This is a genomic window from Rhodoferax sp. (assembly GCF_018780565.1).
Taxonomy (GTDB): domain Bacteria; phylum Pseudomonadota; class Gammaproteobacteria; order Burkholderiales; family Burkholderiaceae_C; genus Rhodoferax.
The window spans coordinates 1-15,744 of the sequence record NZ_JADMJN010000015.1 but is presented as its reverse complement, the minus strand read 5'-3'; the positions used below and the strand labels follow the sequence as shown (position 1 = coordinate 15,744).

Below are 15,744 nucleotides of genomic sequence, written 5' to 3'. Positions count from 1 at the left end.
TCAGCCATGAACTTTCGTCCCCGTTTGCGTGAAGAGCCCGAAATCAACCTGATTCCGTTCATCGACGTGCTGCTGGTGGTGCTGATCTTCCTGATGCTGTCCACCACTTACAGCAAGTTCACCGAACTGCAACTCAAGCTGCCGGTGGCCGATGCCGACGCACAGCGCGACTACCCCAAGGAAGTTCTGGTCACGGTGACGAGCGAAGGGGCCTATGCGGTGAACAAGCTGCCTGTGGCCGGACGCAGCCTGGATGCCCTTTCCGCCGCCCTGCTTGAAGGTGCCAAGGCAGGCAAAGAGTCGGTGGTGATCATCAGCGCCGACGCCAGTGCCAAGCATCAGGCTGTGGTCACGGTGATGGAAGCCGCCCGGCGCTCGGGCCTGACGCAAATCACTTTTGCCACCCAGTCCGCCTCCCAAGCCGGGGCAAAGTGATTCCATGACCGGGGCGACGCAGCCATCCGTGTTGCAGCGCCATCTGGTGAGTGCCTGGACCCGGCGTGGCCCACTGGCCTATCTGTTGTGGCCGATTTCCCTGATCTACGGCGCACTGGCAGCGCTCAGGCAGGCCCTGTACCTGAGTGGCATTCTGAAGATGCAGCATGTACCCGTACCGGTGATTGTGGTGGGCAATGTGGTGGCCGGTGGTGCGGGTAAAACGCCCATCGTCATGGCACTGGTGCGCCATCTGCAGGCTCGCGGGCTGCACCCTGGGGTCATCTCGCGCGGCTATGGTCGCCGTGCCAGGGACTGCCGCGAGGTGCTGACCGACAGCGCCATTGCCGATGTGGGTGACGAACCGGCCCTGATCAAGAACGCCACTGCCGCACCGGTCTTTGTTGCGGCTAGGCGGTTTGACGCAGCCCAATCGCTGCTGGCACGTTATCCGGACACGCAGGTTATCGTCTGCGACGACGGCCTGCAGCACTGGGCACTGCAACGTGATATCGAGATTTGTGTTTTTGACGACCGTGGCACCGGCAACGGCTTTCTGCTGCCCGCCGGCCCCCTGCGCGAGCCCTGGCCTCGCAAGGTGGATCTGGTACTGCACACTGGCCTGCACCCTGCGTTTGCCGGCTTCGCCGCCCGGCGCACACTGGCCCGGCACGCCCTGCGGGCTGATGGGAGCGAGATGGCGCTGGATGACCTCCTGGCAGCGAACGCCAAGCCCTTGCTGGCCGTGGCGGCGATCGCCCAGCCGGATGAGTTTTTCAGAATGTTGCGCGCTCAGGGGCTGAACCTGGCCCAAACCCTGGCATTGCCGGATCACTATGATTTTGATAGCTGGATGCAAAGTAAATACGAAGGCTATACCGTGATTTGCACCGAAAAAGATGCTTTCAAGCTGTGGCCCAAACAAGCCGATGCGCTGGCCGTGCCACTGGATATTGCGCTGGAGCCAGCCTTCACCGCGCAACTGGACACCTTGCTGGCAAAGCCGCTGGCCTCAACGCTATCATCTCCCCATGGACACACGACTTCTTGAACTTCTGGTTTGCCCTGTTACCAAGGGGCCGCTGGAATACGACCGCGAAAAACAGGAATTGATCTCGCGCAGCGCACGACTGGCCTATCCGGTGCGCGACGGTATCCCTGTGCTACTGGAAAACGAAGCCCGAACCCTCACCGACGAGGAACTTGGGCTTTGAGTTTCACGATTCTCATCCCGGCACGCCTGGCATCGACCCGCCTGCCCAACAAGCCCCTGGCCGACATTGGCGGCGTACCGATGGTTGTACGGGTGGCCCAGCGCGTGATGTCACTCCAAGGCCCCGCCGGACCGGTCCGGGTGGTCGTGGCCGCAGACAGCGCGGAAATCATGGCAGCTTGCCAGGCGCATGACGTGCAGGCGGTACTGACCCGTCTCGACCACCCTTCGGGCAGCGATCGTCTGGCCGAGGCCTGCCAATTGCTCGGGTTATCGGACGAGGAAATCGTCGTCAACGTTCAGGGTGATGAACCCCTGATCGATCCCTCGCTGGTGGGTGCGGTCGCTGACTTGCTGCTCCAGCGGCCTGAAGCCAGCATGAGCACTGCTGCGCATACGATCGACAACATGGCGGACTTCGTCAACCCCAACGTGGTGAAAGTGGTGCTCGACGCCCGCGCGCTGGCGCAGTATTTCAGTCGCGCGCCTATCCCCTGCTGGCGCGACCAACCGCAAGCTCTGCCCGTCCCCGCGCCCTTGCGGCATATCGGCATCTACGGCTATCGCGTCGGCTTCTTGCGGCAATTCCCCGGCCTTGCACAATCCCCGCTGGAGTTGACCGAGGCGCTGGAGCAACTGCGTGCGATGTGGCACGGCCACCGGATTGCGGTGCATGTCTCTCCGCATGCACCCGGCCCGGGCGTGGACACGCCGGAAGACCTGGAGCGGGTCCGCAAGCTGTACCCGGGCTGAGCAAGCACCGCTGTAAGCAGATCTGAAGCCGGCGCATGATATTCTTCATGCCAATCAGGCATTGCGGGTGAGCTGCAAAAAAGCCCCGACAATACGGCCCGACTTATATTCAATTCCGAAGGACATCCATGAGACTCATTCTGTTGGGCGCACCCGGCGCTGGCAAAGGCACGCAAGCCACCTTCATCTGCCAGAAGTACGGTATTCCGCAAATCTCCACAGGTGACATGCTGCGTGCAGCGGTCAAGGCCGGCACCCCCCTGGGACTGCAGGCCGATGCGGTCATGAAGTCCGGCGGCCTGGTCAGCGACGACCTGATCATCAATCTGGTCAAGGAACGCATTGCCCAGCCCGACTGCGCCAAGGGTTTCCTGTTCGATGGCTTTCCACGCACCATTCCCCAGGCCGACGCCATGAAGGCTGCAGGCGTCAAGCTGGACTATGTGCTGGAAATCGATGTGCCCTTTGACGCCATCATCGAACGCATGAGCGGCCGCCGCTCGCATCCGGCTTCAGGCCGCACTTACCATGTCAAATTCAATCCGCCAAAGGTCGCCGGTGTGGACGACCTGACAGGCGAAGCACTGGTGCAACGTCCCGACGACCAGGAAGAAACCGTCAAGAAACGTCTGGACGTCTACAGTGCCCAGACCCGTCCTCTGGTGGACTATTACTCCAACTGGGCCAAAGCCGATCCCGCATCAGCGCCCCAATACCGGGCCATCAGTGGCACCGGCGGCGTGGACGAAATCACCGCCCGCGCCTTTCAGGCCTTGGCGGGCTGATCAGCGCCAGCAGCATGGCCACCCGTGCCTTCACGGGTGACAAGCCTTCAGAATCGGGCAACGCATCGCCCGGCGTCGGCAGCACACTGCCACTGGCGCAACGCGTGGAACGTACCACCCTGACGCCACGGGCCTGCGCCCTGACCAAAGCCGCTTCAAGATCATGGTGCAGGGTGCCGTTGCCGGTGCCCGCCACCACCAGACCACGCACCGGCTGAGCATCGGGCGCATGCCCCTGAGACAACAATGCATCCACCACGGCGCCGCTCGCGCCGACGTGGTTCATCAGGATCTCAACACGTGGCCAGTTGTCCAGATTAGCTATATCTTCAATAGCATGTTGAGCAATATTCACGAAGGCCACTGGCCAATTTCGTGTCAAACGAACCCCGCCATTTTCCACGTAGCCCAGCGGCCCGAGCTCGCCTGAGCTGAAGGCATCAAGCCTTGAGGGGTGCACCTTTTGCACCTCCTGCGCGCCATGGACGACGCCGGCACACACCGCAAGCACGCCACAGGCCCCCACAGTGATGGCAAGCGCCACCGCATCCATCACGTTCTGCGGACCGTCCGCCGAACTGCTGGTGGCCGGACGCATGGCACAGGTCAGCACCACGGCCTTGGTCGCAACCTGTGCCGCCGGCAACACCGCATGCAGGAAATACGCTGTTTCTTCCAGCGTGTCCGAGCCATGCGTGATGACAATGCCCGTGACATCCGACTGCGCCAGATGGTGCTGCACCCGCAACGCCAGCTGCGTCCACACCGAGAAACTCATGTCCTTGCTGTCAACCTGGGCCACCTGCTCGGCCACCAATGTTCGCCCCTGCAGCACGGTGGCGAGTCCCGGTATCGCAGTCAACACGTCCTGCACACTCAGCTGGGCGGCGGTGTAGCCAAGGTTGTCTGAAGCCGTGGTCGCCGTCCCGGCAATCGTGCCGCCGGTCCCCAGGACCACCACCTTTTCAACTTTATTTTTCAAGGTCACTTGCAAACTTTCAGAAACTGGTTAAAAATACAGCTACTGGATATCAAGACAGTGTGTATAGACCGACAGTAAGACCCAACGTACTTCAAAGGAGTCGTCATGCTTGAAAGCCCCAAACTCACAGCCCGCCAACAGCAAATTCTGGATTTGATCCAGAGCGCCATCGCACGTACCGGTGCGCCGCCTACCCGGGCGGAGATTGCCACCGAGTTGGGGTTCAAGTCAGCCAATGCGGCCGAGGAACACCTGCAGGCCCTGGCCCGCAAGGGCGTGATTGAGCTCGTCAGCGGCACATCACGCGGTATCCGCCTCAAAAGTGACGCCCTGCGTTCCATCAACGAATCCCGTAACAAGCAATACTCCCTGTCATTGCCAGGTCTGGCCCAGCTCGCCCTGCCTTTGATCGGGCGCGTCGCCGCCGGCTCGCCCATTCTCGCGCAAGAACACGTCGATCAGACCTATTACCTGGAGAACAGCCTGTTCCAGCGCAAGCCGGACTATCTGCTCAAGGTACGCGGCATGTCCATGCGAGACGCCGGCATCATGGATGGTGACCTGCTGGCCGTGCAGTCCACCAAAGATGCCAAAAATGGCCAGATTGTGGTCGCCCGCCTCGGTGATGAAGTCACCGTCAAGCGCTTTCGGCGCAATAAGCACCTGATCGAGCTGCACCCTGAAAACCCCGATTACCAGACCATCGTGGTGGAGCCTGGGGAGCCTTTCGAAATCGAAGGACTGGCCGTCGGCCTGATCCGCAACACCATGCTGATGTAGTCATCAATCAAGAGGTTTCAAATGAGCACTGCACAATTGGCTATTCCCGTAATTTTGGCGCCTCTGCATGATTTGTGGCGCTGGCTGATGCCTGCCAGCGCAGACAGAAGCAAGCGCGATATTGCTATGCATTCAATAGCTGGCGGCGTAAGCTGTGCGAAGTCAAGCACCCGAAATTCATCTAAGAATCTCGTATCCCGGCCCTTGCGCATCGTGCGGGTGATGGAGGCGGGTCAAGCGCCGGCTCATGTGGGGCGAATGGTGATATCCGGTCGCATGGCCGACGTGTGCGCCGAATTGGATCGCCTCGCGGCCCGCGAAGCAGCCCTTCACTGAATACCAGGCTGGCGTTGACTCAGGCGCCAGCGCCCAGGATGCTGCTACAAATCGGCAGACTCTCCGGCGACATGGAAATTGACACCGGCAAGCTGCACAAATAAATTTTGTAAGCATTGATGCCAACCGTATCAAGCGAGAGACCCGTCGGCGCAATCATCGCCCATGGCAAGGCACAATCACTACCTATGAATATAGTGATTCTTGATGATTACCAGGATGCAGTTCGGAAGCTCGAATGTGCAGCCAGACTGGAGGCCTACCAGGCCAAGGTGTACACCAACACAGTCAAAGGACTGGGACAGTTGTCAGTTCGGCTCAAAGACGCTGACATCATTGTGCTCAACCGCGAGCGCACCCACATGCCACGGCAGTTGATCGAGAAGCTGCCCAAACTCAAACTGATTGTGCAAACCGGACGTGTCGGCCCACACATTGACGTTGCGGCGTGCACCGAGCGTGGCATTGCCGTGGCAGAGGGCACCGGTTCACCGGTGGCGCCCGCAGAGTTGACCTGGGCACTGATCATGGCAGCGATGCGTCGCCTGCCCCAGTACATTGGCAATCTCAAGCACGGCGCCTGGCAGCAGTCGGGCCTGAAGGCGGGCTCGATGCCGCCCAACTTTGGACTGGGCAATATCCTCAGGGGCAAAACCCTGGGCATCTGGGGCTACGGCAAGATTGGTCAACTGGTTGCAGGCTACGGCCGGGCGTTTGGCATGAGGGTGCTGATCTGGGGCAGCGAATCTTCACGCGAAAGAGCCGCCATGGACGGCTATGAGGCAGCGCCCAGCCAGGCTGTTTTTTTCGCGGAATGCGATGTACTGTCCCTTCATCTTCGCCTGATGGAAGATACCCAGGGCATTGTCCGCCTTGATGACTTGGCACTCATGAAACCCACCTCCCTGCTGGTCAACACCTCTCGTGCCGAATTGATCGAGCCCGACGCCTTGATTGGCGCACTCAACCGGGGCAGGCCCGGCATGGCGGCCATCGACGTCTTTGAAACCGAGCCGATCCTGCAGGGGCATGCCCTGCTGCGGCTGGAAAACTGCATTTGCACGCCGCACATCGGGTACGTCGAACAAAACAGCTACGAGATGTACTTTGGAGCGGCGTTTGACAACGTCATCAACTTCATCAAGGGCACGCCCACCAACATCGTCAATCCCGGCGCATTGCAGGTTCGCCGTTGAAGCAGGACGATCCATCGGCTGGCAAAGCCCTGCCCTCTGTTTTGTGGGCATTGATGTTCGGCAACTTTGTCATTGGCACGGGCATCATGCTTGTGCCCGGCACACTGAACGACATCAGCAAGGACCTGATGGTCTCCGTGCCCGTAGCAGGCCAGCTCATCGCCATTGCAGCGCTGCTGATGTGTCTGGGTGCCCCCCTGCTGGTGACCGTGGTGGCACGCTGGGATCGCCGGCGTCTACTGGCTCTGTCAATGCTCTGGTATGGCGCATTGCACTTGCTCAGCGCCACCATGCCCAGTTTTGCATCACTCCTGGTTGTTCGTGTGCTGACTGTCATTTCGCCTGCTGTTTTCACACCCCAGGCCGCCGCCTGCGTCGGACTTCTGGTCCCTGCGCACCAGCGCGGCAGGGCGATCAGTCTGGTCTTTTTGGGTTGGTCCGTTGCCTCGGTTCTGGGCATGCCTTTGGGCTCGTGGATCGGTGAAGCGGTCGGTTGGCGCTATGCTTTCGCGCTGGTAGGCTTGCTGGCTTTCTTCAGTGCTGCCTGGGTCTGGAAGACCATGCCGGATGCAGTGATTCCGCCCACTTTTTCACTCACAACGTGGCGCGAGACACTTCAGTCAAAGCCGCTGATGCTGTGTGTCGGGGTCACCGTGCTTTACTCGGCCGGGCAGTTCGTTCTTTCGTCCTACCTTGCCCCCTACTACAAAGCCATTTTTGACATCACCCCCACGCAGCTCAGCCTGATGTTCATCTGGTTCGGCGCCTTTGGATTTATTGGCAATTTCTGGGTGTCCCGCAACATTGATCGCTTGAGTGCACCGCGCACCGTCATGATGGCCGTCTCCGGCATGGCCCTGAGCATGCTCCTGTGGCCGCTGGGCACCAGCCTGCCGCTGATTGCCCTGGTGATCATTCCCTGGGGCTTGGGCTGCTTCGCCGCCAACTCTGCGCAACAAGCGCGCCTGACCAGCATCGCACCCGCACTGGCTTCAGGCTCCATCGCACTCAATACATCGGCCATGTACGCGGGGCAAGGCCTTGGCGCCGCCAGCGGTGGCTGGTTGATTGCCCATGACCAAATGTCGATGCTGCATTGGGTCGGTCTGACGGGATTGCTGCTGTCCATGCTGGTGAGTTGGCTGGCAACCCGTACCCACAAAAAACAAACGCTGCTCTCGTCAATCAGGTCGTCAGATCAGGGAAGTTGATATCCAGCAGCGGCTGCTGGGGTTTCGCTGAGGGGGCTTCCGGGGTCCAGTCCAGATCATTCTGCGCTGGCATCACATTTTTCACCAGGGCATGCAGGGTCAGCAGGTCGCGAAAAGCACAAAGGTCGAATGAATTGGTGACCTCCGGGTGCGGGCTGCGAAGCAGAAAGTCCCCGATGACTTCAAGCGTAAGCCGCGAAGGCCACAGGTCAACGATGGTGGACATTGCTTCAGGGTAGGTTTCCAGACCATTGCCTTCATTGCTGAAGGTTGCGTAGTCTGGAACGCAGCCGCTGAACAAGGCATTGAAGCGTTGCCTGAGTTTTTGGTAATCGGCCTTTCGCGCCAGCGTATGAAACAACTGCAGCAGGTCCAGGTACACCAGCGGACTGGTTTCACCCTCCATGCCGATGCATCGCTCAAGCACCTCGATGGCTCGCTCGTACTGCCCAAGGGCAATGAAAAACTCGGCTTGCTGGCGCGTGTCGAAAAGCTCCTGCGTATTGAGCGTCAACAACGATGCGGACATGCTGTGCGAAAAATCGCGTCCCATCGAAGCCCGTACCGGGGTGCCCAGCATCGCACTGTCCAAACGTGGAGGGGGGCTTGCGTCAAGGGGTTTGGAGGGGCTATCCAGCGCCAGGTGCGTCGAACTGAGATCAATATCCAGATGTTCCAGCTCTGGTCGCACCGCCCTTGATGCTGACGCGGGCTCCGGTGCCGGTGCAAGCTCAGGAACAACAGCCGAAGGTAGCGCATCAACGGCATCGGGCTTCGGAACCGTCGCACCCGCTTCGGCCAAATCGGCCACAGCGGCAAAGTGTGAACCTTGCCACCAATTGTCACCTGCGACACGTTCGCGCTGCTGTCGACGCCACAGGTAGACCAAGCCCATGATGCCACCCAACAGCAGCACCAGAAGACCGTATACCAGCCCATTGGCAAAACGCTCAGACTGCGCTTTTTGCAGGCGGGCGTTCAACTCGGCCAGACTCGCTTGGTTCTTGAGTCCCAGCGCCTGCAGCGCCTTCAGGTCTTCCTGCAGCCCCTGCAGCCGTCGAGCGTCACTCAGCACATCCTGCGTCTGCATATTGAGCGCCTTCCACAGAGCTGCGGCCTGCGCACGGCGCCCTCCGGCCTCAGAGGGAACACTCAGTAACTCTGAGGAAGACCTCAGCACCGGATCACCCTCAGGCAGCAGCTCCAACGCATCCAGCTTCAATCGGGACTTGCTCGTCACCTTGTTGCGCCCCCGACCCCGCTCGGGCGCCACGCCTCGGGCCGAAGAAGGTATCGCAGCAGTTCGTTTGACCGGCGCCAATACCTTTCCGGGCGAGGTCACGACTTGATTCACCGAGCGCAGGGAAAGTGCACTGGCCAGCAAGGACGCGGCAGCGGGCCTGGCCACCTCGCTGGGCAAGTCCGCCAGCAGCACATAGCGACGGGACACGTTCTGGGAACACCCCGCACGCAGATTGACTGACACCACTGGTTCTTCGATGACGGTTGATGAGGCAACCCGCACATGGGCTGTGTTGGGCACCGATGTCGCCTCCAGGGTGACCCGCACACGGCTGGCCTCCTGACGGCTATCGGCATAAAAGACGTCGGCATCAAAACACGATGACGTGACGTCTTCATCCGGCTCAAACTGAACCTGAATACTGACACTCAAAGGCTGTCCCAGCAGCACCGCACCACGCACGCGCCCAAGCGTCAAAGCGGAACTGGACAAGGCAACATGGAGCAGCAGGACAGCCACCCAGAATGATTTGATTTCGAAAAGGCGCTTCATGTAATGACGCCATTTTCTCACAGCGGGTTCGTCGCCAGCACCGGGTACACCGGGTCATAATCTCCGGCATGAAACCAATTTTCTCCACCGTTGGCATCGTAGGTGCCGGAGCCATGGGGCGCGGTATCGCCCAAATTTCAGTCCAGGCAGGCAGTACCGTGCTGCTGTTTGATATGCAGGCGGACGCCACGCGCGCTGCACAAACTGCCGTCTTTTCGCAATGGGACAAACTGGGCGAGAAGGGTCGCCTGGATCCCGCCCAAGTGGCTTCCTACAAATCGCGACTGCTGTGTGCGCAGACACTACCTGCCCTCTCTGATTGCGATTTGATCGTCGAGGCCGTGGTCGAACGGCTGGATATCAAGTCGGGGTTGTTCGCGGAGCTGGAAGACATCGTGCGACCGACGGCTGTTCTGGCCACTAACACGTCATCACTCTCCGTCACCGCCATTGCGGCAAAGCTCAAACGGCCCGGGCAGTTTGCCGGCTTTCATTTCTTCAACCCAGTCCCTCTGATGAAAGTCGTGGAGGTGATCGCCGGACTCAAGACCCACCCGGATGTGTGCGCCGACCTGGCGGCTTACACACGGCAGATGGGACACACACCAGTCCAGGCGCAAGACACACCCGGCTTCATCGTGAACCATGCAGGCCGCGGCTATGGCACGGAAGCCCTGCGTATCGTCAGTGAAGGCATTGCGGACTTCGCCACCATCGACCGCATCCTGAAAGACCAGATCGGCTTCAAGCTCGGACCGTTCGAGCTGATGGACCTGACGGCACTGGATGTGTCCCATCCGGTCATGGAATCGGTTTACCACCAATACTACGAAGAGCCACGCTACCGGCCCAGCGTGATCACCGCCCAGCGGCTGGCCGGCGGTATTGTTGGCAAAAAGGTGGGGGAAGGCTTTTACCGCTACGAAGGTGGCATGGCCCAGATAGCGCCCGAGCCCCCGCCACCGCAAGTTGATGAAATGCCTCCGGTATGGGTCTCGACCCGTGCCGCGCGTCGCGCTGAGCTGTACCAGTTGCTCAAAAATCTGGGGGCCAAAGTCGAAACCGGCACCTCGCCATCTCCCGCAGCGCTCACCCTGGTGGCGCCACTGGGTTTTGACATCACCACCGTTGCTGTGGTGGAGCGTCTGGACCCCGCCCGCACCATCGGAATTGACATGATGGTGGACGACAACGCCACCAAGCGCCGGGTACTGGCTACCAATCCCGCCACCCGTCCCGACATGCGTCAGGCGGCCCACGCCTTGATGGCCCGCGACGGCAAAGCCGTGAGTGTCATACGGGACAGCGGTGGTTTTGTGACCCAGCGGGTGGTGGCCACCATCGTCAACATTGCAGCCGACATGTGCCAGCAGGGCATTTGCTCGCCCAAGGATCTCGAAACTGCGGTCACTCTGGGCCTGGGATACCCGATGGGGCCCTTGGCCATGGGCAATCTGTACGGACCAACCAACGTTCTTGAGGTGCTGTTCAATATGCAAACCGTGTACGGCGACCCCCGCTACCGCCCCAGCCCCTGGCTGCGTCGGCGTGGCGCCATCGGCTTGAGCCTCCTGCACGAAGAAGAATAGGTCCCAATCATGACCGCCGAACTCAAACGAAGCAGCCAGGGCCAGACGCTGGTACTGACCCTCTCCAACCCGGAGCACCGCAACGCCCTGGGGCCTGAAATCTACACCGCAGGCATTGAAGCCCTGGGCCTGGCCGAAAGCTCCGATGAAACCCGGTCTGTGGTCATTGTCGGTGAAGGAAACCTGTTCAGCGCTGGAGGCAACCTGCAGCGCCTGCAGGCCAACCGGCAACAACCGGAGTCGGTACAGGCACAAAGCATTGAGGCCCTACACAACTGGATCGAAGCCATCAAGAGCTTTCCCAAGCCTGTCATTGCGGCGGTCGAAGGTGCTGCCGCCGGTGCGGGGTTTTCCCTTGCGCTGGCCTGCGACTTTATCGTCGCAGCCGAGAACGCGGCCTTTGTCATGGCTTACAGCAACATCGCGCTCTCACCCGACGGCGGCGGCAGCTGGAGCCTTGCCCAGTCGCTGCCGCGTCAGCTCGTAACCGAATTGTTGATGTGCGGCGAGCGCGCCACTGCAATCCGACTGCATACGCTTGGCATAGTCAACCGGGTCACTGCCCCGGGGATGGCGCTGTCGGAGGCGCTCGCCCTTGCCAAGCGGCTTAACGAACGGGCACCCAATGCCTTGACCAGCATCAAGACCCTGATCAGCGAAGCCCCGCAGGCCACACTGATTGAGCACCTGACACGCGAACGTGATCATTTCGTGCGCAATCTTCACCATCCCAATGCAGGCATCGGTATTTCGGCATTCCTCGGCAAAACGACACCACGCTTTGAATAAAAACCGATGCACAAGCCCGTGGGAAGGCATGCAGACACCCAAGCGACAACCCTAATTTCAACACCTCGTCCCGCGCGCGACAATGGGGATGTTTTCAGTCACTAAAAAGACAGGCCATGGACGATCCTATTCTTACCATCGAAGAACGCGAGGCGATCAACTCAGGTCGCTGGTTTTCATCACTGTCACCTTCACTGCGACACGACATCCTGCGATGCGCTTACGTCAAAAGATACAAGGACGAAGAACTGATATGTGCCCGGGGCGAACCGCCAGAGGAATGGATTGCCTGTGCCCGTGGTGCAGTACGGGTCAGTTCAACGTCCATTTCGGGCAAGCAGATCACCTTGACGTATGTGGAGCCGGGCATCTGGTTCGGCGATGTGTCTATCTTCGACGGGGAGCGGCGGACGCACGATTCTTACGCGCACGGCGACAGCACCATTCTGTGCGTGGCCAGAGCCGACTTCAAAAAAATTCTCTCGATCCACGCCGAACTCTACGAAGCACTGCTGCGTTTGCATGCGCGTCGCATCCGTCAGCTGTACGGGCTGGTGGAAGACCTCAACACCCTGCCCCTGCGCGCCCGGCTGGCCAAGCAACTGCTGCACCTGGTTCGGAGCTACGGCGTGCCCTCACTGAGCGACGCGGGCGAAACCCGCATTGGCCTGCAGTTGGCGCAAGAAGAGCTGGCGCAATTGCTGGGGGCTTCGCGCCAGCGAGTGAATCAGGAACTGAAGTCCATGGAGCGGGAAGAAGCGATTCGTATCGAGCCGGGTGGCCTGGTCATTCGCGACCGCAGCGCGCTGATGCGCATCATTGAATCCGATAACTAAAATCAAATACCTACCCATGAGCGATTTTGACCATTTCACCGGCACACGCCCTGTTTCCGACAACCAGTCGTTCGACATTGCCGCCCTTTCGGCGTGGCTGCAAAAAAACCTGCCTGGCTTCGCCGGTCCTTTGACCGTTGAGTCTTTCAAAGGCGGGCAGTCCAATCCCACCTACAAGCTCAATACGCCATCCCAAAGCTATGTGATGCGCGCCAAGCCCGGCCCCGTCGCCAAATTGCTGCCCTCGGCACATGCCATTGAGCGTGAATTCGCCGTCATGACGGGCTTGCAGGGAACCGACGTACCGGTGCCCCGCATGTACTGTCTGTGCGAAGACGAGAGCGTGATTGGTCGCGCCTTCTATGTGATGGAGTTCATGCAAGGTCGCATCCTGTGGGATCAGACCTTGCCGGGCATGAGCAACCCGGAGCGCGGCGCAATCTACAACGAAATGAACCGTGTCATATCCGCCCTGCACACGGTCAAATTCGCCGACCGCGGGCTGGCTGGCTATGGCAAACCCGGCAACTATTTCGAACGCCAGATCGGTCGATGGAGCAAGCAGTATGTCGCCTCCATCACCCAACCCATCGAAGAGATGGACAAGCTCATGGCATGGCTGCCCCAGCATATTCCAGCCATGGCACGGGCCGAAAACATGGTCAGCATCGTGCACGGCGATTACCGCCTCGACAACGTGATGTTTCACCCGACCGAGCCGCGCATCGTGGCGGTACTGGACTGGGAACTGTCCACGCTGGGTCATCCCCTGGCCGACTTCAGTTACCACTGCATGGCCTGGCATATTCCACCCGGCTCTTTCCGCGGCATCGGCGGCCTGGATGTGGCCAGCCTGGGGATTCCCACGGAAGCCGAGTACATCCGCCTCTATTGCGAGCGCACGGGCATAACAACACCCGAGGCACTCAAGGCCGACTGGAATTTCTACCTGGCCTACAACCTGTTCCGTCTTTCCGCCATTTTGCAGGGCATTGCCAAGCGTGTTGAAGCGGGCACTGCTTCCAGCGCACAAGCGGTGAAGTCGGCAGCCGGCGCAAGACCACTTGCCCAAATGGCCTGGAAATTTGCCCAGCAAGCCTGACCCGACAACGTAGCCAATTTTTTAACCTTACATCACTGGAGATCTCATGGATTTTGACTATTCACAGAAAACAAAAGACCTGCAAACCAGATTGCTGTCCTTCATGGACGAGTACATCTACCCTTCCGAAGGCGCTTACCACGCGGAAATTGCAGCCAATACGGCTGCAGGCAAACGCTGGACACCCCTGCAAACCATCGAAAATCTCAAGCCCAAGGCGCAGGCTGCCGGCTTGTGGAACCTGTTTTTGCCCGTGGACAGCGCAGCAGCGTCCGGCTACACCGGCGCTGGCCTGACCAACCAGGAGTACGCACCCCTGGCCGAGATCATGGGTCGCGTCATGTGGTCCAGCGAAGTATTCAATTGCTCGGCACCTGACACCGGCAACATGGAAACGATTGCCCGCTACGGTTCGGAAGAAAACAAGGCACGCTGGCTCAAACCCCTGCTCGAAGGCAAGATCCGCTCTGCCTTCGCCATGACCGAACCCGAAGTGGCCTCCGCAGATGCAACCAACATCCAGACCAGCATTGAACGCAAAGGCGATGAGTACATCATCAACGGTCGCAAATGGTGGACTTCCGGTGCGGGTGACCCACGTTGCGCGGTCTACATCACGATGGGCAAGACAAACCCCGAGGCTCCCCGTCACTCCCAGCAAAGCATGGTGATCGTGCCTGCCAACACCCCTGGCATTACGGTGGTTCGTGCACTCAACGTCATGGGTTATGACGATGCCCCACACGGCCATATGGAAGTCCTGTTCGAGAACGTTCGGGTGCCGGTTTCCAACATTCTGCTCGGCGAAGGCCGCGGCTTCGAAATCGCACAAGGTCGTCTTGGACCTGGCCGTATTCACCATTGCATGCGCCTGATTGGCCTGGCAGAGCGGGCGCTGGAGCTGATGTGCAAACGCGCCTCCTCACGCGTTGCCTTTGGCAAGACAATTGCGTCGCAAACCGTGACTCAGGAGCGAATCGCCGAAGCCCGTTGCAAGATCGACATGGCCCGTTTGTTGACCCTCAAAGCAGCCTGGATGATGGACGTAGGTGGCAACAAGTTCGCCAAGAACGAAATTGCCATGATCAAGGTAGTGGCACCAAGCATGGCTTGCCAGGTGATCGACTGGGCCATGCAGGTGCACGGCGGCGGCGGCATGTGTGACGACTTCCCATTGGCTTACAGCTATGTCAACGCGCGCACCCTGCGCTTTGCGGATGGTCCGGACGAAGTGCACCGCAATGCCATCGCCAAGCTGGAGTTGGGCAAATACGCTGTCAATGCCAAGCCGGTCGAAATGCCGATCACACGCGGCTGCTAAACCATAATGCATCGGCCTTGGTAGCCGATGCTTTCATTTTGATAGCAAATAGCGCACAGCTCGCGAGGGCTGTGCGCTATTTATCTTGGGGCCAACTTCTGATGGCAACGACAATGAAAACGCTCACCAAGGAGCTTTGGGCAAGCCGGACCACAGCTCATTGAGGTCGGAAAACCGCCACTTAGCAGGGTCTTCACGGCCGGCAATTTTTTCCGTGCCATCCGTGCGCGACAAGTCGATGACCTGAGGCACGATGCGCATATTGGATTTGGTAGAAAAGAAAACCTTGACGCAAGGCGTGGTCAGTGATTTGGCCGTTTGCTCAATCACCACGCCAATGCGCCCGGACGTCAGGCGAACCAGAGAACCCACGGGGTAAATACCCATGCTTTTCACAAAAGCCTGGAAAATCTTGGGATCAAAATGACCGTTGGTCCACTCGGCCATCTTTCGCAGGGACTCGGCCGGATCCCAACCCGATTTATAGGGCCGGTTGGATGTGATGGCGTCGTACACGTCGCATACGGCCCCCATTTTGGCGTAAAGACTGATTTCATCGCCCTTCAGTAAGCGACCGACGAATACCGTTCTTGCGGACGGTTGAATGTCTGGGCAATATCT

The 15,744-nt window shown here is 59.6% G+C and carries 17 protein-coding genes; 14 read left to right on the top strand and 3 right to left on the bottom strand.

The window, feature by feature from the left end; all coding sequences use genetic code 11:
• The first annotated feature begins 6 nt into the window (after positions 1 to 6).
• The 5 genes from IV109_RS17900 to adk all read left to right on the top strand — a co-directional run bounded on the left by IV109_RS17900 (position 7) and on the right by adk (position 3,186).
• Positions 7 to 435: a biopolymer transporter ExbD gene (locus IV109_RS17900; RefSeq protein ID WP_296700007.1), complete on the top strand. Its 429-nt coding sequence runs from the start codon at positions 7 to 9 to the stop codon at positions 433 to 435.
• 4 nt (positions 436 to 439) lie between these two features.
• Positions 440 to 1,486, top strand: a complete 1,047-nt coding sequence (lpxK, locus tag IV109_RS17895) for a tetraacyldisaccharide 4'-kinase (protein ID WP_296700002.1) — start codon at positions 440 to 442, stop codon at positions 1,484 to 1,486.
• On the top strand, positions 1,467 to 1,649 hold the full coding sequence (locus tag IV109_RS17890; RefSeq protein WP_296700000.1) for a Trm112 family protein: 183 nt from the start codon (positions 1,467 to 1,469) through the stop codon (positions 1,647 to 1,649). The genes lpxK and IV109_RS17890 overlap by 20 nt, the downstream gene beginning before the upstream one ends.
• On the top strand, positions 1,646 to 2,401 hold the full coding sequence (gene kdsB, locus IV109_RS17885; RefSeq protein WP_296699998.1) for a 3-deoxy-manno-octulosonate cytidylyltransferase: 756 nt from the start codon (positions 1,646 to 1,648) through the stop codon (positions 2,399 to 2,401). Before IV109_RS17890 ends, kdsB begins: the two co-directional genes overlap by 4 nt.
• A 128-nt stretch (positions 2,402 to 2,529) precedes the next feature.
• A complete protein-coding gene (gene adk / locus IV109_RS17880) occupies positions 2,530 to 3,186 on the top strand; it encodes an adenylate kinase (RefSeq protein ID WP_296699995.1) in 657 nt (218 codons plus the stop codon).
• Here the strand turns inward: adk and IV109_RS17875 are convergent.
• Positions 3,152 to 4,168, bottom strand: a complete 1,017-nt coding sequence (locus IV109_RS17875) for an asparaginase (protein WP_296699992.1) — start codon at positions 4,166 to 4,168, stop codon at positions 3,152 to 3,154. The genes adk and IV109_RS17875 overlap by 35 nt on opposite strands.
• 105 nt (positions 4,169 to 4,273) lie before the next feature.
• Here IV109_RS17875 and lexA point away from each other — a divergent pair, with 105 nt between their 5' ends.
• The 4 genes from lexA (at position 4,274) to IV109_RS17855 (ending at position 7,691) form a co-directional block, all read left to right on the top strand.
• On the top strand, positions 4,274 to 4,948 hold the full coding sequence (gene lexA, locus IV109_RS17870) for a transcriptional repressor LexA (protein ID WP_296699987.1): 675 nt from the start codon (positions 4,274 to 4,276) through the stop codon (positions 4,946 to 4,948).
• A 21-nt stretch (positions 4,949 to 4,969) separates the two neighbouring features.
• On the top strand, positions 4,970 to 5,284 hold the full coding sequence (locus tag IV109_RS17865; RefSeq protein ID WP_296699984.1) for a hypothetical protein: 315 nt from the start codon (positions 4,970 to 4,972) through the stop codon (positions 5,282 to 5,284).
• 188 nt (positions 5,285 to 5,472) lie between these two features.
• Complete coding sequence (locus tag IV109_RS17860; RefSeq protein ID WP_296699981.1) at positions 5,473 to 6,480, top strand: D-2-hydroxyacid dehydrogenase family protein; 1,008 nt, start codon at positions 5,473 to 5,475, stop codon at positions 6,478 to 6,480.
• The gene (locus IV109_RS17855; RefSeq protein ID WP_296699977.1) at positions 6,477 to 7,691 is read left to right on the top strand and encodes an MFS transporter; all 1,215 of its coding nucleotides are present in this window, start codon (positions 6,477 to 6,479) and stop codon (positions 7,689 to 7,691) included. Before IV109_RS17860 ends, IV109_RS17855 begins: the two co-directional genes overlap by 4 nt.
• Here IV109_RS17855 and IV109_RS17850 read toward each other — a convergent pair.
• Positions 7,666 to 9,486 carry a hypothetical protein gene (locus tag IV109_RS17850; RefSeq protein WP_296699974.1) on the bottom strand — a complete coding sequence of 607 codons (1,821 nt, stop codon included), beginning with the start codon at positions 9,484 to 9,486 and terminating at the stop codon, positions 7,666 to 7,668. The two genes, IV109_RS17855 and IV109_RS17850, sit on opposite strands and share 26 nt — an antisense overlap.
• A gap of 68 nt (positions 9,487 to 9,554) precedes the next feature.
• On the opposite strand from IV109_RS17850, the gene IV109_RS17845 reads away from it, so the two are divergent.
• The 5 genes from IV109_RS17845 (at position 9,555) to IV109_RS17825 (ending at position 15,123) form a co-directional block, all read left to right on the top strand.
• Complete coding sequence (locus tag IV109_RS17845) at positions 9,555 to 11,075, top strand: 3-hydroxyacyl-CoA dehydrogenase (protein ID WP_296699971.1); 1,521 nt, start codon at positions 9,555 to 9,557, stop codon at positions 11,073 to 11,075.
• Positions 11,076 to 11,084: 9 nt separating this feature from the next.
• A complete protein-coding gene (locus IV109_RS17840) occupies positions 11,085 to 11,864 on the top strand; it encodes an oxepin-CoA hydrolase, alternative type (protein ID WP_296699967.1) in 780 nt (259 codons plus the stop codon).
• A gap of 116 nt (positions 11,865 to 11,980) precedes the next feature.
• Entirely contained in the window at positions 11,981 to 12,700 is a 720-nt protein-coding gene (locus IV109_RS17835) for a Crp/Fnr family transcriptional regulator (RefSeq protein ID WP_296699963.1), read from the top strand.
• Positions 12,701 to 12,716: 16 nt separating this feature from the next.
• Positions 12,717 to 13,802, top strand: coding sequence for a phosphotransferase (locus IV109_RS17830; RefSeq protein WP_296699958.1), 1,086 nt, complete (start codon positions 12,717 to 12,719; stop codon positions 13,800 to 13,802).
• 46 nt (positions 13,803 to 13,848) lie between these two features.
• The gene (locus IV109_RS17825; RefSeq protein ID WP_296699954.1) at positions 13,849 to 15,123 is read left to right on the top strand and encodes an acyl-CoA dehydrogenase family protein; all 1,275 of its coding nucleotides are present in this window, start codon (positions 13,849 to 13,851) and stop codon (positions 15,121 to 15,123) included.
• A gap of 123 nt (positions 15,124 to 15,246) precedes the next feature.
• Here the strand turns inward: IV109_RS17825 and IV109_RS17820 are convergent.
• On the bottom strand, positions 15,247 to 15,744 hold a 498-nt coding region (locus tag IV109_RS17820; protein ID WP_366834253.1), incomplete at its 5' end, for an HD domain-containing phosphohydrolase.

Excerpts from the sequence above, each read along its gene's own strand:
- IV109_RS17900 (WP_296700007.1), top strand. The coding sequence starts at position 7 with ATGAACTTTCGTCCCCGTTTGCGTGAAGAGCCCGAAATCAACCTGATT.
- lpxK (WP_296700002.1), top strand. The coding sequence starts at position 440 with ATGACCGGGGCGACGCAGCCATCCGTGTTGCAGCGCCATCTGGTGAGT.
- IV109_RS17890 (WP_296700000.1), top strand. The coding sequence starts at position 1,467 with ATGGACACACGACTTCTTGAACTTCTGGTTTGCCCTGTTACCAAGGGG.
- adk (WP_296699995.1), top strand. The coding sequence starts at position 2,530 with ATGAGACTCATTCTGTTGGGCGCACCCGGCGCTGGCAAAGGCACGCAA.
- lexA (WP_296699987.1), top strand. The coding sequence starts at position 4,274 with ATGCTTGAAAGCCCCAAACTCACAGCCCGCCAACAGCAAATTCTGGAT.
- IV109_RS17865 (WP_296699984.1), top strand. The coding sequence starts at position 4,970 with ATGAGCACTGCACAATTGGCTATTCCCGTAATTTTGGCGCCTCTGCAT.
- IV109_RS17860 (WP_296699981.1), top strand. The coding sequence starts at position 5,473 with ATGAATATAGTGATTCTTGATGATTACCAGGATGCAGTTCGGAAGCTC.
- IV109_RS17850 (WP_296699974.1), bottom strand. The coding sequence starts at position 9,486 with ATGAAGCGCCTTTTCGAAATCAAATCATTCTGGGTGGCTGTCCTGCTG.
- IV109_RS17845 (WP_296699971.1), top strand. The coding sequence starts at position 9,555 with ATGAAACCAATTTTCTCCACCGTTGGCATCGTAGGTGCCGGAGCCATG.
- IV109_RS17840 (WP_296699967.1), top strand. The coding sequence starts at position 11,085 with ATGACCGCCGAACTCAAACGAAGCAGCCAGGGCCAGACGCTGGTACTG.
- IV109_RS17835 (WP_296699963.1), top strand. The coding sequence starts at position 11,981 with ATGGACGATCCTATTCTTACCATCGAAGAACGCGAGGCGATCAACTCA.
- IV109_RS17830 (WP_296699958.1), top strand. The coding sequence starts at position 12,717 with ATGAGCGATTTTGACCATTTCACCGGCACACGCCCTGTTTCCGACAAC.
- IV109_RS17825 (WP_296699954.1), top strand. The coding sequence starts at position 13,849 with ATGGATTTTGACTATTCACAGAAAACAAAAGACCTGCAAACCAGATTG.